At 69.8% G+C, this 21,773-nt stretch carries 20 protein-coding genes; 2 read left to right on the forward strand and 18 right to left on the reverse strand.

The window, feature by feature from the left end; all coding sequences use genetic code 11:
• The 5 genes from ACE3T5_RS16230 to scpA all read right to left on the reverse strand — a co-directional run.
• A partial coding sequence (locus ACE3T5_RS16230; RefSeq protein ID WP_374669126.1) for a carboxyl transferase domain-containing protein occupies positions 1 to 534 on the reverse strand: 534 nt, incomplete at its 3' end.
• Between the two features lie 21 nt (positions 535 to 555).
• Entirely contained in the window at positions 556 to 1,617 is a 1,062-nt protein-coding gene (gene meaB, locus ACE3T5_RS16235; protein WP_374669127.1) for a methylmalonyl Co-A mutase-associated GTPase MeaB, read from the reverse strand.
• A complete protein-coding gene (locus ACE3T5_RS16240; RefSeq protein WP_374669128.1) occupies positions 1,614 to 2,345 on the reverse strand; it encodes an SGNH/GDSL hydrolase family protein in 732 nt (243 codons plus the stop codon). The genes meaB and ACE3T5_RS16240 overlap by 4 nt, the downstream gene beginning before the upstream one ends.
• Before the next feature lie 45 nt (positions 2,346 to 2,390).
• Entirely contained in the window at positions 2,391 to 2,705 is a 315-nt protein-coding gene (locus ACE3T5_RS16245; RefSeq protein ID WP_374669129.1) for a hypothetical protein, read from the reverse strand.
• A 41-nt stretch (positions 2,706 to 2,746) separates the two neighbouring features.
• Positions 2,747 to 4,906 (reverse strand): methylmalonyl-CoA mutase, encoded by a 2,160-nt coding sequence (scpA, locus tag ACE3T5_RS16250; RefSeq protein ID WP_374669130.1) that lies wholly within the window; start codon positions 4,904 to 4,906, stop codon positions 2,747 to 2,749.
• Positions 4,907 to 4,997: 91 nt separating this feature from the next.
• Between scpA and ACE3T5_RS16255 the strand changes: the two genes are divergently transcribed.
• Positions 4,998 to 5,633 (forward strand): GntR family transcriptional regulator, encoded by a 636-nt coding sequence (locus ACE3T5_RS16255; RefSeq protein ID WP_374669131.1) that lies wholly within the window; start codon positions 4,998 to 5,000, stop codon positions 5,631 to 5,633.
• Positions 5,634 to 5,773: 140 nt separating this feature from the next.
• Here the strand turns inward: ACE3T5_RS16255 and ACE3T5_RS16260 are convergent, their stop codons facing one another.
• The 3 genes from ACE3T5_RS16260 to ACE3T5_RS16270 are packed head-to-tail and all read right to left on the reverse strand — an operon-like array spanning position 5,774 to position 9,584.
• Positions 5,774 to 7,846, reverse strand: coding sequence for a response regulator (locus ACE3T5_RS16260; protein ID WP_374669132.1), 2,073 nt, complete (start codon positions 7,844 to 7,846; stop codon positions 5,774 to 5,776).
• Between the two features lie 14 nt (positions 7,847 to 7,860).
• Positions 7,861 to 8,394 carry a pyridoxamine 5'-phosphate oxidase family protein gene (locus tag ACE3T5_RS16265; RefSeq protein ID WP_374669133.1) on the reverse strand — a complete coding sequence of 178 codons (534 nt, stop codon included), beginning with the start codon at positions 8,392 to 8,394 and terminating at the stop codon, positions 7,861 to 7,863.
• Positions 8,395 to 8,405: 11 nt separating this feature from the next.
• Positions 8,406 to 9,584 (reverse strand): acyl-CoA dehydrogenase, encoded by a 1,179-nt coding sequence (locus ACE3T5_RS16270; protein WP_374669134.1) that lies wholly within the window; start codon positions 9,582 to 9,584, stop codon positions 8,406 to 8,408.
• Between the two features lie 94 nt (positions 9,585 to 9,678).
• Here ACE3T5_RS16270 and ACE3T5_RS16275 point away from each other — a divergent pair, with 94 nt between their 5' ends.
• On the forward strand, positions 9,679 to 10,569 hold the full coding sequence (locus ACE3T5_RS16275; RefSeq protein ID WP_374669135.1) for a LysR family transcriptional regulator: 891 nt from the start codon (positions 9,679 to 9,681) through the stop codon (positions 10,567 to 10,569).
• 1 nt (position 10,570) lies between these two features.
• Here ACE3T5_RS16275 and ACE3T5_RS16280 read toward each other — a convergent pair whose 3' ends face one another.
• The 10 genes from ACE3T5_RS16280 to ACE3T5_RS16325 form a co-directional block, all read right to left on the reverse strand.
• The gene (locus tag ACE3T5_RS16280) at positions 10,571 to 10,981 is read right to left on the reverse strand and encodes a RidA family protein (RefSeq protein ID WP_374669136.1); all 411 of its coding nucleotides are present in this window, start codon (positions 10,979 to 10,981) and stop codon (positions 10,571 to 10,573) included.
• Positions 10,978 to 12,138 carry an acyl-CoA dehydrogenase family protein gene (locus ACE3T5_RS16285; RefSeq protein WP_374669137.1) on the reverse strand — a complete coding sequence of 387 codons (1,161 nt, stop codon included), beginning with the start codon at positions 12,136 to 12,138 and terminating at the stop codon, positions 10,978 to 10,980. Before ACE3T5_RS16285 ends, ACE3T5_RS16280 begins: the two co-directional genes overlap by 4 nt.
• A gap of 1 nt (position 12,139) precedes the next feature.
• On the reverse strand, positions 12,140 to 13,015 hold the full coding sequence (locus ACE3T5_RS16290) for an enoyl-CoA hydratase family protein (RefSeq protein WP_374669138.1): 876 nt from the start codon (positions 13,013 to 13,015) through the stop codon (positions 12,140 to 12,142).
• Positions 13,012 to 15,345 (reverse strand): bifunctional salicylyl-CoA 5-hydroxylase/oxidoreductase, encoded by a 2,334-nt coding sequence (locus tag ACE3T5_RS16295; RefSeq protein ID WP_374669139.1) that lies wholly within the window; start codon positions 15,343 to 15,345, stop codon positions 13,012 to 13,014. The genes ACE3T5_RS16290 and ACE3T5_RS16295 overlap by 4 nt, the downstream gene beginning before the upstream one ends.
• Before the next feature lie 107 nt (positions 15,346 to 15,452).
• On the reverse strand, positions 15,453 to 16,439 hold the full coding sequence (dusA, locus tag ACE3T5_RS16300) for a tRNA dihydrouridine(20/20a) synthase DusA (protein WP_374669140.1): 987 nt from the start codon (positions 16,437 to 16,439) through the stop codon (positions 15,453 to 15,455).
• A gap of 58 nt (positions 16,440 to 16,497) precedes the next feature.
• Positions 16,498 to 17,814, reverse strand: coding sequence for a cytochrome-c peroxidase (locus ACE3T5_RS16305; protein WP_374669141.1), 1,317 nt, complete (start codon positions 17,812 to 17,814; stop codon positions 16,498 to 16,500).
• Positions 17,815 to 17,903: 89 nt separating this feature from the next.
• A complete protein-coding gene (locus tag ACE3T5_RS16310) occupies positions 17,904 to 18,614 on the reverse strand; it encodes a response regulator (RefSeq protein WP_374669142.1) in 711 nt (236 codons plus the stop codon).
• Positions 18,611 to 20,107 (reverse strand): ATP-binding protein, encoded by a 1,497-nt coding sequence (locus tag ACE3T5_RS16315; RefSeq protein WP_374669143.1) that lies wholly within the window; start codon positions 20,105 to 20,107, stop codon positions 18,611 to 18,613. Before ACE3T5_RS16315 ends, ACE3T5_RS16310 begins: the two co-directional genes overlap by 4 nt.
• Before the next feature lie 131 nt (positions 20,108 to 20,238).
• On the reverse strand, positions 20,239 to 20,976 hold the full coding sequence (gene phbB, locus ACE3T5_RS16320) for an acetoacetyl-CoA reductase (RefSeq protein ID WP_374669144.1): 738 nt from the start codon (positions 20,974 to 20,976) through the stop codon (positions 20,239 to 20,241).
• Between the two features lie 43 nt (positions 20,977 to 21,019).
• On the reverse strand, positions 21,020 to 21,773 hold a 754-nt coding region (locus ACE3T5_RS16325; RefSeq protein ID WP_374669145.1), incomplete at its 5' end, for an acetyl-CoA C-acyltransferase.

The raw sequence follows: 21,773 nt of genomic DNA on the forward strand, positions 1-21,773 counted from the left end.
GGTCATGGCCGGCGAGTACACCGCGCCACCGGCGCAGGGGCCCATGATCATGCTGATCTGCGGCACCACGCCCGAGGCCATCACGTTGCGCTGGAACACGTCGGCGTAGCCGCCGAGCGAGGCCACGCCCTCCTGGATGCGCGCGCCGCCGGAATCATTGAGGCCGATCACCGGGGCGCCGACCTTCATCGCCTGGTCCATCACCTTGCAGATCTTCTCGGCATGGGCTTCGGAGAGAGCGCCTCCGAAGACGGTGAAGTCCTGGCTGAAGACGAACACCAGCCGGCCGTTGATCATGCCGTAGCCCGTGACCACGCCGTCACCGGGGATCTTGTTCGCCTCCATGCCGAAGTCCGTGCAGCGGTGCTCCACGAACATGTCCCATTCCTCGAAGGTACCCTCGTCCAGCAGCAGCTCGATGCGCTCCCGCGCGGTGAGCTTGCCCTTCTTGTGCTGCGCGTCGATGCGCTTCTCGCCACCGCCCAGCCGCGCCGCGGCCCGCTTGCGTTCCAGTTGTTCCAGGATGTCGTGCATCAGGTTTCTCCTTGTTCGGTCTCACTCGGGCAGCGCCGAGTCCATGGCATGCAAGAGACGTCGCGCCGCGGTGGAGGCGGCGATGCGCCCCTGCTCCACGTCGCTCGTCAGCCCGGGCAGCAGCGCCTGCACCGCGGGCTTGTCGCGGAAGGCCTGCTTCAGGCCGCTCTCGATGCGCTCCCACATCCAGGCCAGGGCCTGGTGGCGGCGCCGCGCCTCGAGCTGGCCGCCGCGCGTGCGCAGGTCGCGGAAGCGCGACACCGCGTCCCAGAAGGCGTCGAGCCCGCTGGCGCGCAGGGCGCTCTGCTGCAGCACCTCGGGGTGCCACAGCGTCTTGTCGTGATGCGCGTGCTCCATGCGGCCGTGCTGGCCCAGGATGCGCAGCGCGCCGGTGATCTGCGCGCGGGCGCGGGTGGCGGCGTCGGGGTCGATGTCGGCCTTGTTGATCACCACCAGGTCGGCCAGCTCCATCACGCCCTTCTTGATGGCCTGCAGGTCGTCGCCCGCGTTGGGCAGCTGAAGCAGCACGAAGAGATCGGTCATGCCGGCCACCGCTGTCTCGCTCTGGCCCACGCCCACCGTCTCGACGATCACGATGTCGTGGCCCGCGGCCTCGCACACCAGCATCGCCTCCCGCGTCTTGGCCGCCACGCCGCCCAGCGTGCCGCTGGACGGGCTGGGCCGGATGTAGGCGCGCGGATGAACCGACAGATGCTCCATGCGCGTCTTGTCGCCCAGGATGGAGCCGCCGGAGACGGTGGAGGAGGGGTCGATGGCGAGCACCGCGACGCGATGGCCGCGCTCGATGAGGTAGAGACCCAGCGCCTCGATGAAGGTGCTCTTGCCCACGCCGGGCACACCACTGATGCCCAGGCGGAAGGAGCGGCCCGTGTGCGGCAGCAGCTCGGTGAGCAGCGCGTCAGCCTGCGCGCGGTGGTCGGGCCGGGTGGATTCGAGCAGCGTGATGGCCTTGGCCATCGCCCGGCGCTGGGCGGGGCCTTCGGGGCCCAGGATGGCGGGGGCCAGGGCTGCGGGCGGCGCGGTCGCAGGCGATGCATCCACGCGGAGATCACGCGAATTCATGCGGCCACCCATCGCGCCCGCTGCGCCAGCAGCAGCTGCGCCAGCCGGTCCGCCCACTCCGGATAGGCCTTCGGACCGGGGTGGAAGCCATCCCGCGCCAGCATGCCGCTGTCCATGGACCAGCGCAGCGGCAGGTGGCCCAGCGCATGCGCGTGCAGCCAGGCCTGCAGCGCGTGGTCCAGCCCGTCGGCATAGCGGCCGAGGTACCAGCGCAGCGGATGCGGCAAGGCGGTGAAGCGATGCATCGGCGGCAGCCCGCAGAACACGGCCCAGCGCGCGCCGGTGCGGAACTGCACGTCCTTCCACAGCTGCTCGATGGCGCCGATGAACTGCGCCACGCTGCGCTGGCCGGTGACGTCGTTCACGCCGAGCACGCCCACCAGCACATCCGCCGGCTTCAGCGGGGCCTGTCGCACCATCTCGGCGGCCTCCGCGGCGTTCACGCCAGTGCGCGCCACCAACTGCCAGCCCACGGTCTGCTGCAGACCTTCATGCAGGCGCTTCGCCATCGGCAAGGCCAGCGCCTGCGCCTGATCCGCCACGCCCACACCGGCCGCGGAGGAATCGCCCACCACCAGCACCCGCATCGACGGCCGGCCCGCCCCCAGCACGGCTTCCCGCGCACCCTCTGCCTCGGGCAGGCGCAAGGCGGTGCGGCGCACCCACAAGCCCTGCGGCAACAGCACGGGGCCGAGGGCGAGCTTGGCGGCGAGAAGGGCGGGGGTCAAGCGGCAGTCCTCCAGGGATGCGCGCCGACAATCGCCGTGAGCCGATCAAGCGCCATGGACGCCATGCTTCCTGCGCAGGCGCTCAAGGAGGCTCTTGCGAGATGCTTCTGTCTCATACGGCTGTTCCATACCCGGTCCGGGGATCCCTGCTGGACGATCTTCGGGGAGCTGACGTGCCGAGTCCTGGAACCGCGCCTCTTCCTCGGCCTGTATGGCGAGCATCTGCGCATACGACCCGCGTGCGCGGAGCGCATCTTCAACAGCCTTGACGATGAACTGTGATGGCGAGATGCCCGCCCGCCTGGCCGCGCGTTCCACCTCGTGCGCCAACAGCGGATTCATGTCAACGAGCAGGGTCATGAGACGCTCCGAACCAGATCACCCGACACGCAAAGGTAGCACTACGCGGCCACCGCCTTGCGAATCTGCTCCAGCACATCCTTCGCGCTGGCCGGGATCGGCGTGCCGGGGCCGTAGATGCCCTTCACGCCCGCCTCGTACAGGAACTCATAGTCCTGCTGCGGGATCACGCCGCCGACGAAGACGATGATGTCGTCGGCGCCCTGCTTCTTCAGTTCCGCCAGGATGGCGGGCACCAGCGTCTTGTGGCCGGCCGCGAGCGTGCTGACGCCGACGGCATGCACGTCGTTCTCGATGGCCTGGCGGGCGCACTCCTCCGGCGTCTGGAACAACGGGCCCATGTCGACGTCGAAACCCAGATCGGCATAAGCGGTGGCCACCACCTTGGCGCCGCGGTCATGGCCGTCCTGGCCCAGCTTGGCGATCATCACGCGCGGGCGGCGGCCCTGCGCCTGCGCGAAGGCCTCGATCTCCTTCTGCAGCTTGTCCCAGCCCTCGGCGGAGTCATACGCGGCCGCGTATACGCCGGTCACCTTCTGCGTGTCGGCGCGGTGGCGGCCGAACACCTTCTCGAGCGCATCACTGACTTCACCCACCGTGGCGCGCAGGCGGATGGCCTGGATGCTCAGATCCAGCAGGTTGCCCTCGCCCGATTGCGCGGCGGCCGTCAGCGCGGCCAGTGCCGCCTGCACACGGGCCGAGTCGCGCGTGGCGCGGATCTGCTCCAGTCGCGCGATCTGCCCGGCGCGCACGCGCACGTTGTCCACCTCCAGGATCTCGATCGGGTCTTCCTTCGCCAGCTTGTACTTGTTGACGCCGACGATCACGTCGCGGCCGGAGTCGATGCGGGCCTGCTTCTCGGCCGCGGCGGCCTCGATCTTCAGCTTGGCCCAGCCCGAATCCACGGCGCGCGTCATGCCGCCCATGGCCTCGACTTCCTCGATGATCGCCCAGGCGGCATCCGCCATGTCCTGCGTCAGCTTCTCCATCATGTAGCTGCCGGCCCAGGGGTCGATGACGTTGGTGATGTGCGTCTCTTCCTGGATGATCAGCTGCGTGTTGCGGGCGATGCGCGAGCTGAACTCCGTGGGCAGCGCGATCGCCTCATCAAAGCTGTTCGTGTGCAGCGACTGCGTGCCGCCGAACACCGCGGCCATGGCCTCGATGGTGGTGCGCACGATGTTGTTGTAGGGGTCCTGCTCGGTGAGCGACCAGCCCGAAGTCTGGCAGTGGGTGCGCAGCATCAGGCTCTTGGGGTTCTTCGCGCCGAAGCCCTTCATGATGCGGCACCACAGCAGGCGCGCCGCGCGCATCTTGGCGACTTCCAGGTAGAAGTTCATGCCGATGGCCCAGAAGAAGCTGAGGCGCCCGGCGAAGTCACCCACGTCCAGGCCCTTGGCGATGGCGGTCTTCACATACTCCTTGCCATCGGCCAGCGTGAAGGCCAGCTCCAGCGCCTGGTTCGCGCCCGCCTCCTGCATGTGGTAGCCGGAGATGGAGATCGAGTTGAACTTCGGCATGTGCCGGCTCGTGTACGCGATGATGTCGCCGATGATGCGCATCGACGGCTCCGGCGGATAGATGTACGTGTTGCGGACCATGAACTCCTTGAGGATGTCGTTCTGGATGGTCCCCGACAGCTTGTCCTGGCTCACGCCCTGCTCTTCCGCCGCCACCACATAGCCGGCCAGCACCGGCAGCACGGCGCCGTTCATCGTCATCGAGACCGACACCTTGTCCAGCGGGATGCCGTCGAAGAGGATCTTCATGTCCTCCACGCTATCGATGGCGACGCCGGCCTTGCCCACGTCACCCACCACGCGCGGGTGGTCGCTGTCGTAGCCCCGGTGCGTGGCGAGGTCGAACGCGACCGACACGCCCTGCCCGCCGGCGGCCAGGCCCTTGCGGTAGAAGGCGTTGGACTCCTCGGCGGTGGAGAAGCCGGCGTACTGGCGGATCGTCCACGGCCGCGCCGCGTACATCGTGGCCTGCGGGCCGCGCAGGAAGGGCTCGAAGCCGGGCAAGGTGTCGGCGTGCTTCAGGCCCTGCAGGTCAGCGCCCGTGTAGAGCGGCTTGACCGTGATGCCATCCGGCGTGACCCAGTTCAGGGCGGCAACGTCGCCACCGGGGGCGGACTTGGCGGCGGCCTTGGCCCAGTCTTGCAGGGTGGCCGGCTTGAATTCAGGTTCGGGCGTGCTCATGGGGTTTTCCAGGCGATGTCTTGGCAGCGGCGCGAGTTTACATCATTCATAATTATTGATAAAGAATTTCTGGCAGCTTACAATCCGCGCCATGTCGGCTGTCTCACTCGCCCCCCGCGCCCTCTATGAAGAGGTGGCGGAGCTGCTGCGCCAGCGCATCTTCCGCCGCGAATTGGAGCCCGGCAGCTGGATCGACGAGGTCAAGCTGTCGCAGGAGTACGGCATCAGCCGCACCCCGTTGCGCGAGGCGCTGAAGGTGCTGGCCGCCGAGGGCCTGGTGACGATGAAGGTGCGGCGCGGCGCCTACGTGACCGAAGTCTCCGACACGGACCTCGAAGAGGTCTACCACCTGCTCTCCCTGCTGGAGAGCGACGCGGCGGGCGTGGTGGCGGCCCGCGCCACGCCGGCGGAGCTGCGCGAGCTGCAGGCCTTGCACGCCGAGCTGGCCGCGGCAGTGACGGATCGCGACCGCTTCTTCGCGATCAACGAGCGGTTTCACATGCGGCTGCTGGACATCGCGGGCAACCGCTGGCGCAACCAGATGGTGGCGGACCTGCGCAAGGTCATGAAGCTCAACCGGCACAACTCGCTGCTCAAGACCGGCCGCATCGAGGAGTCGCTGGCCGAGCATGCGGCGGTGATGGAGGCGCTGGCGCGGCGGGATGCCGATGCAGCCGTGGCCCGCATGCGCGAGCATTTCGCGAACGGGCTGGAAGCGGCGGCCTGAGCGGGGGCTGTCGCCAGGTGGTGTGACGCGGGCTCGGCGGGATCGCTGGGGTTTCGCGGCGCTCCACCGCCAGCCACCCCGGCCCGGCCCCCGCGCTGGCCGCGGGCGGGTGGCGGTGGAGCGCAGCGAAACCCCAGCGGTCAGACGCGCCCACCCGCGCTGCCGGGCGCGAGCCGCGCGAGGCGCGCCTGCAACGCATCCACGCCCTGCATCGCCCGGGCGGCGTCGGGCGACGGGTCCATGAGGTCCTGCTCGATGGCGCGGGCCTCGGCAGACGCACCCTTCAGCCCATACATCGCCAGGCCGCCGGCGAGCTTGTGCGCCAGGTCCCGCGCGGCAGCCACCTCCCCTGCGTCCAGCCGCATGCGCATCTGCGCCACCATCTCGCGACGCGACGCCAGGAAGCCGGGCCAGAGCGCCAGCAGCGCAGTGTCGGCCGGTGGGGCATCCATGACCGCCACCTGCGAAGCGTCCGCGCCCTTCGCGTCGACCGCGTGTGGCCGCGCCACCGGCACGACCCCGCGCAAGACCGCCACCAGTTCCTCACGCGAGGCGGGCTTGGTGAGGTAGGCATCAAAGCCCGCGTCGCGGCAGCGCGCCCGCGTGTCCGCGTCGTCATGGGCCGAGAAGGCCACCACCCGACTGGGCGGGTCGCCGCGCTGCGCCTGCAGCGCGCGCAGGCGCGCCAGCGCCTCGAAGCCGCCCATGACCGGCATCTCCAGATCCATGAACACCACGTCCGGACGCCGTAGCGCGATCGCGTCCAGCGCGGCGCGGCCGTTGACGGCCGAGCGCACATCCAGCGGCGGGCTGGGCAGCTGGTTGCGCAGCACCATCACGTTGTACTCGTCGTCGTCCACCAGCAATACCGACAGTTCGGGCAGCAGGGCCATGCCGCCCGGGGACGCGTCCAGCGGCTGAGGCAGCGTCTCGGGCCCGCTGTCCGGTGCATCCGGCCGCGCGGGCAGGCGCAGGGTGAGCGTGGTGCCCTCCTCTTCCGAGGTTTCCATGTGCAGGTCGCCATGCTGCACACGCGCCATGAGTCGCGCCGAGTAGGTGCCCAGGCCAGTGCCGCCTGTCTTGCCATGGGTGGCGTACTTCTCGAAGAAGCGTTCGCGGATTGCCGCCGGCACCGCCCCCGGGTTGTGGATGCCCAGCACCAGGGCGCCGTCTGGCGCCTGCCGCAGCCGGATCTGCACTTCGCTGCCCTCGGGCGAGGCCTCGATGGCGTTGCGCACCAGGTTGGCGAGGATGGAGTAGCACAGCAGCTCCTCGCCCTGGGCCGGCGGCAGGCGCGGCGGCAGGTCCAGCGTGAGCGCCACACACTTGGAGTCGGCATGCGCCTGCAGCTCCCGCGTGACGGTGCGCGCCTCTTCCGCCAGATCCACCGCCTGCGCGCGCAGGCGGTAGCGGCCTTCTTCCATGCGGTACAGGTCCAGCGACAAGTTCAGCATCGAGAGCACGCGCAGGGCCGCCCCCTCCACCATGCCCAGCAACTCCGACTCCCGCGCGTCCAGCGAGCGCCCTTCACGCAGCAGCCGCGGCACCGAGGCGATGCTGGCCAGCGGCGTCTTCAGGTCGTGCCGCGCGATGCGCTCCAGTTCCTCGCGCATGCGGATCGCCTCGCGCAGCGCCTCGTTCTGCGCCTGCAGCTGGCGGGCCTGGTCCGCCTCCTTGCGCTGCTGCGTCTCCGCGATGTAGGAGAAGATGTTGGTGAACAGGATCACCAGCACCAGCGTCACCCCCACGCGCACCCCCAGTTCCGGCCCGAGCGCCGCCCAGGTCACCGGCATCACCGTCGCCACGATGCCCAGGTTGAACAGGTTCGCCACCAGGCGTGAAGCCAGGAAGTGGAACAGCAGGATCGCCGGGTAGGCCCACAGCACGCCCTGGAAGCCCTGCACCCGGATCGCCATCACCAGCGCGATGAGCACCGGCCCCAGGATCATCCAGGCCGGAATCACCGGCGGACGCTTGCGGTAGTAGCACCACGCGTTGACCAGCAGCGTGACGTTGAGCGTGAGCGTGGCCAGGCCCTGGGGCCAGCGGCCCTGCACGAAGTGGTTGGCCGTGGGCACCATGAAGATGGCGCCCACGGCCGCTAGAAAGTAGAAGATCTGCCGTCGGTAGCGGTCCAGCAGGTCGGACCGCTGGGACAGGGCCAGGTACTGCCTGGCCGGCGAGAGGCGGGTGCCCGGGTCAGTCGCTGCCACGGCCCGCCTCCTTTTCAGGGCTGCACCTGCTGCACGCGCCCATGCGCGTACCGGAACCGCTGGTGCGCCCCGTGCCGGGCGAGCAGCAGCAAATCCATGCCGATCACGCCCGCCCGCAGGATGCTGAAGTGCGGCGCTTCGGCCACCCCCTCCCCCGTGCCCCCATCGGGCAGGGCCGCGCCGGGCGGCAGCGGCGAGAGGTATTCGCGCGCCGCCCCGGTGGTGCGGATGCGCGACCAGGCCTCCTGCACCTTGTCGCTCATCGTGTCCACATTCACCTCGGCCTGCACGCGCAGCTGCCAGCGCAGGCGCGGGCACCAGAAGACGAGCGTCGCCCGCGGGTCGCGCTGCAGCTGCGCCACCTTGGGGCTGCGCGCGTCGGTGAAGAACACGAGCCAGCGGGTGGCGAAATCCGCCGAGCGCAGGACCAGCGTGCGCGCATCGGGCGCGCCGTCATCGCCGAGGGTGGCCATCACGGGCGAGCGCCAGCCATGGGCGCGGTCCCAGGTGGCGGCCTGCAGCTCGCGCCAGACCTCGGGCTCTTCCATGGCGTCCGCGGTCAGAACGCCGCGATACCCGTCTGGGCGCGGCCCAGGATCAGCGCGTGGATGTCATGCGTGCCCTCGTAGGTGTTCACCACCTCCAGGTTCACCAGATGCCGGGCCACGCCGTATTCGTCGCTGATGCCGTTGCCGCCCATCATGTCGCGCGCGGTGCGGGCGATGTCGAGCGCCTTGCCGCAGGAGTTGCGCTTCATGATGCTGGTGATCTCCACCGCTGCGGTACCTTCGTCCTTCATGCGGCCCAGGCGCAGGCAACCCTGCAGGCCCAGTGTGATCTCGGTCTGCATGTCGGCCAGCTTCTTCTGGATCAGCTGGTTGGCCGCCAGCGGCTTGCCGAACTGCTTGCGGTCGAGCACATACTGGCGGGCGCGGTGCCAGCAGTCCTCGGCCGCGCCGAGCGCGCCCCAGGCAATGCCATAGCGGGCGCTGTTCAGGCACGTGAACGGGCCCTTAAGGCCACGCACCTCGGGGAAGGCGTTCTCTTCCGGGCAGAACACGTCTTCCATCACGATCTCTCCCGTGATGGAGGCGCGCAGGCCGACCTTGCCGGTGATCTTGGGGGCAGAGAGTCCCTTCCAGCCCTTCTCGAGCACGAACCCGCGGATCGCGCCTTCATCGTCCTTGGCCCAGACCACGAACACGTCGGCCACCGGGCTGTTGGTGATCCACATCTTGGCCCCGGTGAGCGAGTAGCCGCCATCCACCTTGCGGGCGCGCGTGACCATGCTGCCCGGGTCGGAGCCGTGGTTCGGCTCGGTCAGGCCGAAGCAGCCGATCCATTCGCCGGTGGCCAGCTTGGGCAGGTATTTGCGCTTGGTGGCCTCGTTGCCGAACTCGTTGATCGGCACCATCACCAGCGACGACTGAACGCTCATCATGGAGCGATAGCCGGAATCCACACGCTCCACCTCGCGCGCGATCAGGCCGTAGCTCACGTAGTTGAGGCCGGCGCCGCCATAGGCCTCGGGGATGGTCGGGCCGAGCAAACCCAGTTCCCCCATCTCGCGGAAGATGGCCAGATCGGTCTGCTCGTTGCGGAAGGCGTGCAGCACGCGGGGCAGCAGCTTGTCCTGGCAGTAGGCCTGCGCGGCCTCGCGCACGGCGCGTTCGTCATCGGTGAGCTGGGCGTCCAGCAGCAGGGGATCAGACCAGTTGAAAGCGGCCTTGGCAGCCATGAAAACTCCTTGAGGGGCGATGCGGCGATTGTGTTCGGGCCGTCGATACTTGTCCAATAGGCTTTCGGTCTTCAACCATACAATTTTCAGCACCATGGAATTCCGCCACCTGCGCTACTTCCTGGCCGTGGCCGAGGAGCTCCACTTCGGCCGTGCCGCGCGCCGGCTGGCCATCTCGCAGCCGCCGCTGTCGCTCAACATCCGCCAGCTGGAGGAATCGGTGGGCGTGCGCCTGTTCCACCGCAACAGCAAGGAGGTGCGGCTCACGCCCGCCGGCCGCGCCTTCGTGCCCGCGGCACGCGCCCTGCTGCAGCAGGCCACCGACGCCGCCAGCCATGCGCGCGAGGTGGCGCAGGGCCACACGGGCCGGGTGCGCGTGGGCCTGGTCAGCTCCATGCTGTACCGCGGCCTGCCGCGCCTGGTGCGCGACTTCCAGGCCCGTCATCCCGGTCTGCAGGTGGTGCTGCGCGAGCTGAGCTCGCACGACCAGGTGGTGGAACTCACCCAGGGCCAGCTGGACGTGGGCTTCGTGCACACCCAGCGGGTGCCGCCGGAGCTGGCACGCGAGCGCTTCGCCACCGAACCCTTCCTGTGCTGCCTGCCTTCAGGCCACGCGCTGGCGCGCAGCCGACGGCTGGCCCTGCGACGGCTGGAGGGCGAGCCCTTCGTCATGTTCTCGCGCACGGCCTCGCCCGACTACTACGAGCGCGTGCTCGCGATCTGCAGCGAAGCCGGCTTCTACCCCGACGTGCAGCATGAGGCCCGCCATTGGCTCAGCGTGGTCTCGATGGTGGCGCAGGGCGTCGGCGTCTCGCTGGTGCCCGCGGCGCTCAAGGGCTCGGCCCTGCCGGGCGCGGTGTTCCTGCCGGTGACGCCGGCCGAGGCGCGGTCGGAGGTGTTCTGCGTCTGGCGGCAGGCCGACGACCAGGTCGGCGTGCAGGCCTTCGTGACGGCGGTGCGCGCCGCCGCACCAGGGCCAGGCTGACTCAATCCGGCAGGACGGCCGTGGCCTCGATCTCCACCTTGGCGCGGTCTTCCATCAGTGCGGTCACCTGCACCGCCGTCATGGCGATGTCGTAGTTGCCGATCACCTCGCGGAAGGCGCGGCCGATGTCGCGGCTGGCCGCCAGGTACTCGCGCTTGTCGGTCACGTACCAGGTCATGCGCACGATGTGGGCGGGGTCGCCGCCCGCCTCGCGCAGCACGGCCACGATGTTCTCCAGTGCCTGCCGGGCCTGGCCCGCGAAGTCGTCGGTGTGGAACACGCCCTGCCCGTCCCAGCCGATCATGCCGGCGATGCTGAGCACGTTGCCGCGCGCGAGCACGCCGTTGGCATAGCCCTTGGGCCGCGGCCAGCCGGCGGGGAGGATGGCCTTGTGGCCGTTGGTATCGCTCATGCCTTCAACTCCTTCAGCATCTCGCGCGCGATGATCAGTTGCTGCACCTCCGAGGCGCCCTCGTAGATGCGCAGCGAGCGGATCTCGCGGTACAGCTGCTCCACCGTCTGGCCGCTCTTCACACCCAGGCCGCCGAACATCTGCACGGCGGCATCGATGACCTGCTGCGCGCCCTCGGTCGCGGCGAGCTTGGCCATGGCAGCCTCCTTCGTGACGCCGCGGCCCTGGTCTCGCTGCCAGGCGGCCCGGTACACGAGCAGCGCGGCGCTGTCGATGGTCAGTGCCATCTGCGCGAGCTTGGCCTGCGTGAGCTGGAAGTCCGCCAACGTCTGGTTGAACATGCGCCGCGTGGTCGCGCGCCGCAGGCCTTCGTCCAGTGCGCGCCGCGCGAAGCCAAGGGCCGCGCCCGCCACCGACGTGCGAAAGACGTCCAGCGTGCGCATCGCCACCTTGAAGCCCTCGCCCGCGGCGCCGATGCGCTGCGACAGCGGCACGCGGCAGGCGTTGAAGCGCAGCCGCGCCAGCGGATGCGGCGCGATCACGTCGATGCGCTCGGCGATCTCGAAGCCCGGCGTGCCCGCCTCCACGATGAAGGCCGAGATGCCGCGCGGACCGGGGGCCTCGCCAGTGCGGCAGAAGACCACGTAGAAGTCGGCGATGCCGCCGTTGGAGATCCAGGTCTTCTCGCCGTCGATCACCACCTGGTCACCCTCGACGTGCGCCGCGCACTGCAGGTTGGCCACGTCGGAGCCGGCCTCGGGCTCGGACAGCGCGAACGCCGCGATGGCCTCACCTCGCGCCACGCGAGGCAGGTAGCGCTGCTGCTGCTCGGGTGTGCCTTGCAGGCTGATCGCGCCGGAGCCAAGGCCCTGCATCGCGAAGGCGAAGTCGGCCAGCCCGTTGTGATACGCCAGCGTCTCGCGGATCAGGCAGATCGCCCGCGTGTCGATGGCCGCCTGCGCGCCCCACGCGCCGCCCACCGCGTGACGCAGCCAGCCAGCATCTCCCAGGCGCCGCACGAGTTGACGGCAGGCGGCATCGACATCGGGGCCATGCAGGTGCGCCACGTGCTCGGCCGCCCACGCATCCAGCTCGTTGGCGAGGGCGGCGTGCCGCTGCTCGAACAAGGGCCATTGCAGCCACGCCAGGTCTCGCATCTCAGTTCCCCTCGAAGACCGGCTTGCGCTTGGCCACGAAAGCCTCGTAGGCGCGGGTGAAGTCCTGCGTGAGCATGCAGATCGCCTGCGCCTGGGCCTCGGCCTCGATGGCCTGATCGATGGTCATGGCCCATTCCTGGTGCAGCATGGTCTTGGTGATGCCGTTAGCGAAGGTGGGCCCTTCCACCAGGCTGCGCGCGAGCGCCTGCGCCTCGCCCAGCAGCGCGTCCGGCTCGGCCAGGCGGTTGAAGAAACCCCAGCGCTCGCCCTCCTCGCCGCCCAGGCTGCGGCCAGTGAACAGCAGCTCGCTGGCGCGGCCCTGGCCAATGATGCGCGGCAGCATCGCGCAGGCGCCCATGTCGCAGCCGGCGAGGCCCACGCGGTTGAACAGGAAGGCCGTCTTGCTGCGCGCGGTGCCGATGCGCAGGTCGGACGCCATGGCGACGATGGCACCGGCGCCGGCGCACACGCCGTCGATGGCGGCCACGATGGGTTGCGGGCAGGCCCGCATCGTCTTGACCAGGTCGCCGGTCATGCGGGTGAACATCAGCAGCTCGGGCGCCTTCAGCCGCACCAGCGGGCCGATGATCTCGTGCACGTCGCCGCCGGAGCAGAAGTTGCCGCCGGCGCCGGTGACCACCACCGCATGCACGTCGGTCGCGTACTTCAGCGCGCCGAACAGATCGCGCAGTTCCGCATACGAGTCGAAGGTGAGCGGGTTCTTGCGCTCGGGCCGGTTGAGCGTGACGGTGGCGACACCGCCCTCCACCTGCCAATGGAAGTGCGTGGCCTGGTAGCCGGCCAGCGTCTTGCGGTTGCCGGCGGCAAGCGCCGGGTCCACGCGGTCGGCCGCGTCGTTCGGGGAAGAAGGGGTCATGAGGCTCTTTCCGTGGTGGGCGCGGCGGCCAGGGCGGCCTTCTCCCGCGCGAACAGGCTTTCCATCTGGCTCTTGCCAGAGAGGTACTGGCGCGGCCAGGCCATGCCGGTGTAGCCGATCTTCGCGGCTTCGGTCAGCGTCCAGGCCGGGTTGGCAAGGTGCGGGCGCGCCACCGCGCACAGATCGGCGCGGCCGGCGGAGATGATGCTGTTCACGTGGTCGGCTTCGCTGATCGCGCCGACGGCGATGGTGGCGATGCCGGCCTCGTTGCGGATGCGGTCGGCAAAGGGCGTCTGGTACATGCGGCCATAGGTGGGCTTCTGCTGCGCGCTCACCTGGCCGGAGGAGCAATCGATCATGTCCGCGCCAGCGGCCTCGAACGCCCGCGCGATGGCGACCGCGTCGGTGGGCGTGATGCCGCCTTCCACCCAGTCGTGCGCGGAGATGCGCACCGAGATCGGCAGGTGCGAAGGCCACACCGCGCGCACCGCCGCGAACACCTCCAACGGGTAGCGCAGGCGGCGCGCCAGATCACCCCCATATGCGTCGTCACGGCGGTTGGTGAGCGGCGAGATGAAGCTGGAGAGCAGGTAGCCGTGGGCACAGTGCAGTTCGAGCCAGTCGAAGCCAGCCTGAGCGGCCCGGCGCGCGGCGGCCACGAAGTCATCGCGTACGCGGTCCATGTCTTCGCGCGTCATCGCGCGCGGCACCGCGCCATCGGGGAGGTAGGGCTGTGCGGAGGCCGCGAGCAGCGGCCAGTTGCCTTCGGGCAACGGCTGGTCGGCACCGGCGCCCTGCCAGGGGGCACAGGTGCTGCCCTTGGGGCCGGCGTGGCCGATCTGTATGCCGATCTTCGCGTCGCTCTCGCGATGCACGTAGTCCACGATGCGCTGCCAGGCCTGGGCCTGCGTGTCGTTCCACAGCCCCGGGCAGCCCGGCGTGATGCGCGCGTCGGCCGACGGGCAGGTCATCTCCGCCATCACCAGCCCGGCGCCGCCCATGGCACGCGCGCCCAGATGCACGAGGTGGAAGTCGCCCGGCACGCCGTCCACGCACGAGTACTGCGCCATGGGCGAGACCACCACGCGGTTCTTCAGCGTGACCCCTCGCAGCGTGTAGGGCGTGAACATCGGCGGTACCGCCAGCGGCGATTCGAGTCCGGCACGGGCATCGAACCAGCGCTCGAAGCCTTCCAGCCAGCCCTTGTCGCGCAGGCGCAGGTTCTCGTGGCTGATGCGCTGGCTGCGCGTGAGCATGGAGTACATGAACTGCTCGGGTTCAAGCTGGTCACAGTAGCGCTCGCCGCACACCTCGAACCACTCCATGGCGTTCCAGGCGGCGTTCTGCAGACGCAGCACATCCACCGCGCGCTCGGCCTGATAGCGCGCCAGCACGGCGGGGATGTCCTGCGTGCCATGGTCGCGGAACTGGCGGGTGAGTTCGATCGCGTCCTCCAGCGCCAGCTTGGTGCCAGAGCCGATGGCGAAGTGCGCCGTGTGCACGGCGTCACCCATCAGCACGACATGGCTGCGCCCGTTGAAGTGCGACCACTGCTCGCACTTCACGCGCTGGAAGTTCAGCCAGGCCGAGCCGCGCAGGTGGCGCGCATTGGTCATCAGCTTCTCGCCCTGCAGGTTGGCCGCGAACAGCCGCTCGCAGAAATCGATGGACTGCTGCTGGTCGGCCTGGTCCAGCCCATGCGCCTTCCACACGTGCTCCGGGCACTCGACGATGAAGGTGGTGGTGTTCGCATCGAACTTGTAGACGTGCGCCTGGAACCAGCCGTGCTCGGTCTTCTCGAACAGGAAGGTGAAGGCGTCGTACAGCTTGTGCGTGCCCAGCCAGATGTAGCGGTTGGGCCGCGTCACGATGTCGGGGCGGAAGACCTCGGGGTAGCGGTTGCGGATGCGCGAGTTGATGCCGTCGCTCGCGATGATGAGGTCGGCATCGGCATAGTCCAGGTCGGACTCGGCCTCCTCCTCGAACACCAGTTTCACGCCCAGCGCCTCGCAGCGGGCCTGCAGGATGTTCAGCAGCTTCTTGCGGCCGATGCCCACGAAGCCGTGGCCGCCGGAGCGGATGACGCGGCCCTTGAAGTGCAGCTCGATGTCGTCCCAGTGGTTGAAGGCCTGCTGGATCTCGTCGGCCGTGGGGCGGTCCCACTGGCGCATGTTGTCCATGGTGGCGTCGGAGAACACCACGCCCCAGCCGAAGGTGTCGTAGGGCTTGTTGCGCTCCACCACCGTGATGTCGTGCGAGGGATCCTGCTGCTTCATCAGCAGGGCGAAGTAAAGGCCGGCAGGGCCGCCGCCGATGCACACGATCTTCATGCTTGCTCCAGACCTGGATTATTTAAGTCTAAAGCAAATGAGCGAGCGAAGCCAGTGTTTTTGCGCGCCGCGCTCAGGCAGGTGCCGCGCGCGCAGGAGCTGGCTGCTCAGGCCGGTACGAGCGGCTCGTGCGCGAGCCGCATCACCTCGGCCGCCGGCAGCGTCTTCAGCCGGTGGTCGCTCCAGACCTGGCGCCAGCGCCGCGCGCCAGGCTGACCGTTGTACAGGCCCAGCATGTGGCGCGCGATGGCATGCCACGGCGTGCCGCGGGTCTCGTGCTCGCGGGCCATGTAGGCGACCAGCTCCGCCTCCACGCCCTCGCGGGTGAGGCCGCGGTCGGGCTCGCCGTACCAGGCGCTGTCCCACGAGGCCAGCCACCACGGATCATGATAGGCCTTGCGGCCGATCATCACGCCATCCACCTGCGCCATCTCGCGGTCCACGGCCGCCGCGTCCGCGATGCCGCCGTTGATGGCGATCACCAGGCCCGGCAGCTCACGCCGCAGCCGGTGCACCAGCTCGTAGCGCAGCGGCGGCACCTCGCGGTTCTCCTTCGGCGACAGACCCTTCAGCCAGGCATTGCGGGCGTGCACGATGAACACGCGGCAGCCCGCCTCGGCCACGGCGCCGACGAAATCGCGCACGAACTCATAGCTCTCCACGCGGTCGATGCCGATGCGGTGCTTCACCGTCACCGGCACCGACACCGCATCCACCATGGCCTTCACGCAGTCCGCCACCAGCGTCGGCTCCGCCATCAGGCAGGCGCCGAAGGCACCGCGCTGCACCCGCTCGCTGGGACAGCCGCAATTGAGGTTGATCTCGTCATAGCCCCAGCGCTCACCCAGCGCCGCGCAACGCGCCAGGTCCGCCGGCTCGGAGCCGCCCAGTTGCAGCGCCACCGGGTGCTCGGCCGCGTCGAAATCCAGGTGCCGCGCCACATCCCCATGCAGCAGCGCGCCCGTGGTCACCATCTCGGTGTACAGGCGCGCGCGGCGGGTCAGCAGGCGGTGGAAGAACCGGCAGTGGCGGTCCGTCCAGTCCATCATCGGCGCCACGGAGAGGCGCCAGTCTTGCGGGTTCGGCGGGGTCACGGACCGAGACTGTACGCGGTCCGTGCTGCCCCTGCGGCGCGCCGGATCCGCCGCGGCTTCAGCGGAACGGCGAGCTGAACCGGTTGTCGGTGGTGAGCGCCGGGTCGCTCAAGGTGCGCAGGAAGGCCACCAGCGCCGCCTTGTCATCGGCCGAGAGGTTCAGGCGGCGCGGCTGGCCCTGCGGGGTGCGCAGCCGGTCGTCCAGCGCGGGGCCGTCCTGGATGCCCCGGTCGTAGTGGTCCACCACCTGCTCCAGCGAGGCGAAGCGCCCGTCATGCATGAACGCACCGGACAAGGCGACGTTCTTCAGCGAGGGCGACTTGAACAGCACCGTCTCGCCGGCATCCAGGCCGTTGGAGCGCGAATTGGCCGCCAGCGAGAAGGTGGGCGGCTGGTGGCAGGCGGCGCAGCCCAGGCCGCCCTGCGGCGGCGCGGCGACGAAGAGCTGGCGGCCGCGGTTCTCCTGCACGGTGAAGCCCGGCAGCGGCGTCCCCAGCCCGCGGTCGGGGGCGGCCGGGTTGTAGACCTGCGCGTAGGCCGCGTCCCAGCGGCTGGCGGTGGAGACCATGGCCCGCTGGAACTGCGCCAGCGCCGTCTGCAGGCGTGCCACCGTGACGTTGGCGTCACCGTAGGCCAGGGTGAACAGCTCCTGGTAGTAAGTCAGCGCCTGCAGCTTCGCGGTGACCGCGCCCAGGCCGGCCGCGGCGTCGGTGAAGCCCATTTCCACCGGGTGGCGGATCGGCTCGGTTGCCTGCGCCTCCAGCGTGGCCGCGCGGCGATCCCAGAACATGTTGGCTGGCTGCCAATAGCGCACGTTGCCGAGCCGCATGGCATGCGCGGTGGTGCTGCCACCGGCAAAGCCCAGGCTGAAGCGGCGGCTGTCACCGAAGCCCAGCGCCTGCTGGTGGCAGGACGCGCAAGCGATGGTGTCGTTGATGCTGAGCCGGCGATCATGAAACAGCACGCGGCCGAGCGCGGCCACGGCGTTGCCGCGCGACGCAGTGGCCGGCGTGTTGTCGGTGGCGGCCACGGCGTTGTCGTAGGAGGCGGGGAGGACCGGCGTGTAGTCCGGCAGGCGTGCCAGGTCCAGCGTCAGCATGGCGGCGGCGGTGGCCGGCGTGGCGGCCGATGCCGCGGGGGTCGCGGCAGTGGCGGTCGAAGTCGCGGTGGGGGTCACGGTCGTCGCCGTGGCGTTGACGGCGGGGGCAGCGATGGGCGCGGGCGTCACCGCCGTGGCGACGGCCGAGGCCATCTCGGCAGGCGCCGCCTCGACGCTGCTGCCGCCGCCACCACAGCCAGCCAGCAAGGCCAGGCAGGCGAGCGTGGCCCAAGGCGCCGCGGCAAGCGGCTGTGCGTGGGCCGGGTAGGGTCGCATGAAGTCCTCCGTGGGGCGATGGCAGCCGACGGCTGCCTGCCCGCGATTCTGGAAACCGACCGTGGAGGAACTGTGGAGCGATCAGGGAGTCAATGCGCAGCCGCGGCGTCCGGCTCGTCCGGATCGAAGCGGTAGCCCGCGCCATAGACCGAGGCAATGCCGGATCCCTGGGGCCGCACGGCCGCGATCTTGCGGCGCAGGTTCTTCACGTGGCTGTCCACCGCGCGGTCGGTGGTGTCGCGGAACTCGTCGTGGATGGACGCGAGCAGGCGGTCGCGCGAGAACACATGGCCAGGCCGCGCCAGCAGCTGCCGCAGCAGCCGGTACTCCACCGGCGTGAGCGGCAGCCAATGGTCCTGCCAGGCGATGCGGCAGGCGCCCTCGTCCACGATGAAGCCATGAGCGGGCGCAGGCTGGCCCAGCCGGCCCTCCGCGCGCCGCAGCAAGGCCTTGATGCGCGCCACCACCTCGCGCGGGCTGAAGGGCTTGCACACGTAGTCGTCGGCGCCCACCTCCAGGCCTATGAGGCGGTCGATCTCATCGACGCGCGCCGTGACCATGACGATGGGCACGGCCGAGAAGCGGCGCAGCGCACGGCAGACCTCGATGCCGTCCAGGCCGGGCAGCATGATGTCCAGCAGCACCGCCGAAGGCTCCAGCCGCCGCACCTCCGGCTCCACCTGCAGTCCGTCGGCCAGCACCTGCACCTGCCAGCCCTGCGCCTGCAGGTAGTTGCGCAGCATGTCCGCGATCAGCGCGTCGTCTTCCACGACCAGGATGCGGCGCGCCGTTGGCGTCATGCGGCCGCCTCGGGCACCAGCGGCAGCGTCACCGTGACCGCGAGCCCACCCAGCAGGGAGGGCTGCGCGGTGATCTCGCCACCATGCGCCTGCACGATGGCGCGGCAGATGGCGAGACCCAGGCCGCTGCCCGTCTGGCCGTCACGCTGGCGCTGGCGGGCGGGGTCCACGCGGAACAGCGGCTCGAAGAGCTGCTCCATCGTCTCCTCGGGCACGCCCGGCGGGCTGTCCTCCACCACCAGGCGCAGCGACTCGCCCACGCGGTCCCAGCGCACCAGCACCTGGCCGGGGGCCTGTGTGTAGCGCTGCGAGTTGGTCAGGAGGTTGGTGACGAGCTGCTCGATTCGGCCGGCGTCCCAGCAGGCGCGCGGGTTCGCGCCATCGTGCACGTCCACGCTCAGGCCCGCCGCCTGCAGCCGCGGGACGTGACGCTCCATCAGGCCGGCCAGCAGTCGGCCCGCGTTCACATCCGCGAAGCTGCAAGGCAAGGTGCCGAGGTCCGCCACCGAGAGCGTGTGCAGATCGTTCACCAGCCGCACCAGTTGCGCCGCCTCGCCGCGCAGCGTCTCCAGCATCTGGGGGGTGGGCTGGCGCACGCCCTCCTGCATCGCCTCCAGCTCGCCCAGCAGCACCGACAGCGGCGTGCGCAGCTCGTGCGAGATCTGCGCGATCCAGCGCCGGCGAGCGCCCTCCAGCTGCTGCAGCGTGGCCGCCATCCGGTTCACGTCACCGATCAGCGCGGCCATCTCGCGGGACCCAGCCACCGGCACCTGAACGCCCAGCTCGCCGCCAGCGATGCGCTGGGCCGCGCGCTGCACGCTCAGCAAGGGGCCGCCGATGCGCCGCGCCGCGAGAGCCGCGGCGCCGAAGGCGATGACCAGGGTCGCCAGCAGCGCGATGGCCAGACCGGTGTACTGGCGTTGCAGGAAGCGCGCGTCCACGTCCTGCATCTCCGTGGTGGGCAACATGCGCACGTAGGCCACCGTCTCGCCGCCCACGCGCACCGGGTGCGACAGCCAGCTGCGACCCTGCGGGAACTGCGGTCCACCGAGGTGCGCGCCCTGCGGGCTGACGACCTGGATGCGCTGGGCCAGACCGCCTGGCGAGGGCGGTGGGGGTGGCGGCGGCCGCGGCCGGGGCGGGGGTGCCACCACCCCTGCCGCGCTGCGGCCTGGCGGCTCACCGGCAGGCGGCGGGCCGCCACCCTGGCGCAGGCGCCAATCCGGCGGCGGCGCCAGCCCTTCGCGCGTCATGAACTCGTCCATCAGCTCGCGCATGGGCAGCCGCTGGGCCGAGCCAGCGCGCGCTGTCCAGTCCACCCGCTGGGCCACGACCTCGGCGAACCGCGCCAGCTGCTGGTTGTCACGGCTGCGCAGGTAGTCGGAGAAGCCGGCCTTGAGGTTCCAGGCGAACCAGCCGCCGATGGCCGCCGCCGACAGCACGGCCATGCCGGCCAGCAGCAGGAAGATCTGATGGAAGATGCGCAGGCGCATGGGCGTCTCGGGAAGGCCCGATGCTAGCCGCCCCGCGGCGCGAAGTGTGAGCGGCGCCTCCACAGTCGCATCGGGCGGCGCCAGCAGAAAGGGCCCGCGCAAGCGGGCCCTTTGGCAAGCGAGCGCGAGGCTCAGCCCATGTGCAGGCCGCCGTTCACCGAGAAGTCGGCGCCGGTGGAGTAGCCGCTCTGGTCACCGGCCAGCCAGGCGATGATGGAGGCGATCTCGCTCGGCTCGCCCAGGCGCTTGACCGGGATGGTGCCGACGATCTTGTCCAGCACGTCCTGGCGGATGGCCTTGACCATGTCGGTGCCGATGTAGCCCGGGCTCACGGTGTTGACCGTCACGCCCTTGTTGGCCAGCTCCTGGGCCAGGGCCATGGTGAAGCCGTGCATGCCGGCCTTGGCGGCGGAGTAGTTGGTCTGGCCGGCCTGGCCCTTCTCGCCGTTGACCGAGCTGATGTTGATGATGCGGCCCCAGCCCTTTTCCACCATGTCGGGCACCACCTGCTTGGTGACGTTGAACATGGAGTTGAGGTTGGTCTCGATCACCGCGTCCCAGTCTTCGCGGGTCATCTTCAGGAACATGCGGTCCCGCGTGATGCCGGCGTTGTTGACCAGCACATCGATGGGGCCGTGCTCGGCCTTCGCCTTGCCGAACGCCTGGACGGTGGAGTCCCAGTCCGCGACATTGCCGACCGAGGCGTGGAAGGTGAAGCCCAGCGCGGCCTGCTCGCCCAGCCACTTGTTGAAGTCACGGGTGGGGCCGCAGCCGGCGATGACCTTGAAGCCTTCCTGATGCAGGCGCTGGCAGATGGCGGTTCCGATGCCACCCATGCCGCCGGTGACGTATGCGACTTTTTGAGCCATGAATCGATCTCCTTTTTGTTGGTTCTCTGACGTTGTAACCGGTTCAGGCCCGCTCGACCGCGAGGGAAACCCCCATGCCGCCACCGATGCACAGCGCAGCCAGGCCCTTCTTCGCCTCGCGGCGCTGCATCTCGTGCAGCAGGGTCACCAGGATGCGGCAGCCGGAGGCGCCGATGGGGTGGCCGATGGCGATGGCGCCACCGTTCACGTTGACCTTGGCCGGGTCCAGGCCCAGTTCCTTGTTGACGGCGCAGGCCTGGGCGGCGAAGGCCTCGTTCAGCTCGAACAGGTCCACGTCCTGGGCGTTCCAGCCGGCGCGCTGGAGTGCCTTGCGCGAGGCCGGCACCGGACCCATGCCCATGGTGGCCGGGTCCAGGCCCGAGGTGCCGAAGGCGGCGATGCGCGCCAGCGGCTTCAGGCCCAGGGCGGCGGCCTTCTTCGCGGACATCACCACGACCGCGGCGGCGCCGTCATTGATGCCGGAGGCATTGCCGGCCGTGACCGAGCCCGCCTTGTCGAAGGCCGGGCGCAGGCCCGCCAGCGCGTCGGCGTTGGTCTTGCGGTTGATGAACTCGTCGGTGTTGAACACCAGCGGATCGCCCTTCTTCTGCGGGATGACCACGTCGACGATCTCGTCCTTGAAGCGGCCTGCGTCCTGCGCGGCGGCGGCCTTTTGCTGGCTGGCCAGCGCCAGGGCATCCTGCGCGGCGCGGTCGATGCTGTAGGCCTTGGCCACGTTCTCGGCGGTGATGCCCATGTGGTACTGGTTGTACACGTCCCACAGGCCGTCGACGATC

This window comes from Ramlibacter sp., from assembly GCF_041916345.1.
In the GTDB taxonomy this organism is placed as follows: domain Bacteria; phylum Pseudomonadota; class Gammaproteobacteria; order Burkholderiales; family Burkholderiaceae_C; genus Ramlibacter.

What these genes read in the sequence shown, in the direction of transcription:
- meaB (WP_374669127.1), bottom strand. Translation starts at nt 1,617, where the DNA reads ATGAATTCGCGTGATCTCCGCGTGGATGCATCGCCTGCGACCGCGCCG.
- ACE3T5_RS16245 (WP_374669129.1), bottom strand. Translation starts at nt 2,705, where the DNA reads ATGACCCTGCTCGTTGACATGAATCCGCTGTTGGCGCACGAGGTGGAA.
- scpA (WP_374669130.1), bottom strand. Translation starts at nt 4,906, where the DNA reads ATGAGCACGCCCGAACCTGAATTCAAGCCGGCCACCCTGCAAGACTGG.
- ACE3T5_RS16255 (WP_374669131.1), top strand. Translation starts at nt 4,998, where the DNA reads ATGTCGGCTGTCTCACTCGCCCCCCGCGCCCTCTATGAAGAGGTGGCG.
- ACE3T5_RS16265 (WP_374669133.1), bottom strand. Translation starts at nt 8,394, where the DNA reads ATGGAAGAGCCCGAGGTCTGGCGCGAGCTGCAGGCCGCCACCTGGGAC.
- ACE3T5_RS16270 (WP_374669134.1), bottom strand. Translation starts at nt 9,584, where the DNA reads ATGGCTGCCAAGGCCGCTTTCAACTGGTCTGATCCCCTGCTGCTGGAC.
- ACE3T5_RS16275 (WP_374669135.1), top strand. Translation starts at nt 9,679, where the DNA reads ATGGAATTCCGCCACCTGCGCTACTTCCTGGCCGTGGCCGAGGAGCTC.
- ACE3T5_RS16280 (WP_374669136.1), bottom strand. Translation starts at nt 10,981, where the DNA reads ATGAGCGATACCAACGGCCACAAGGCCATCCTCCCCGCCGGCTGGCCG.
- ACE3T5_RS16285 (WP_374669137.1), bottom strand. Translation starts at nt 12,138, where the DNA reads ATGCGAGACCTGGCGTGGCTGCAATGGCCCTTGTTCGAGCAGCGGCAC.
- ACE3T5_RS16290 (WP_374669138.1), bottom strand. Translation starts at nt 13,015, where the DNA reads ATGACCCCTTCTTCCCCGAACGACGCGGCCGACCGCGTGGACCCGGCG.
- ACE3T5_RS16295 (WP_374669139.1), bottom strand. Translation starts at nt 15,345, where the DNA reads ATGAAGATCGTGTGCATCGGCGGCGGCCCTGCCGGCCTTTACTTCGCC.
- ACE3T5_RS16305 (WP_374669141.1), bottom strand. Translation starts at nt 17,814, where the DNA reads ATGCGACCCTACCCGGCCCACGCACAGCCGCTTGCCGCGGCGCCTTGG.
- ACE3T5_RS16310 (WP_374669142.1), bottom strand. Translation starts at nt 18,614, where the DNA reads ATGACGCCAACGGCGCGCCGCATCCTGGTCGTGGAAGACGACGCGCTG.
- ACE3T5_RS16315 (WP_374669143.1), bottom strand. Translation starts at nt 20,107, where the DNA reads ATGCGCCTGCGCATCTTCCATCAGATCTTCCTGCTGCTGGCCGGCATG.
- phbB (WP_374669144.1), bottom strand. Translation starts at nt 20,976, where the DNA reads ATGGCTCAAAAAGTCGCATACGTCACCGGCGGCATGGGTGGCATCGGA.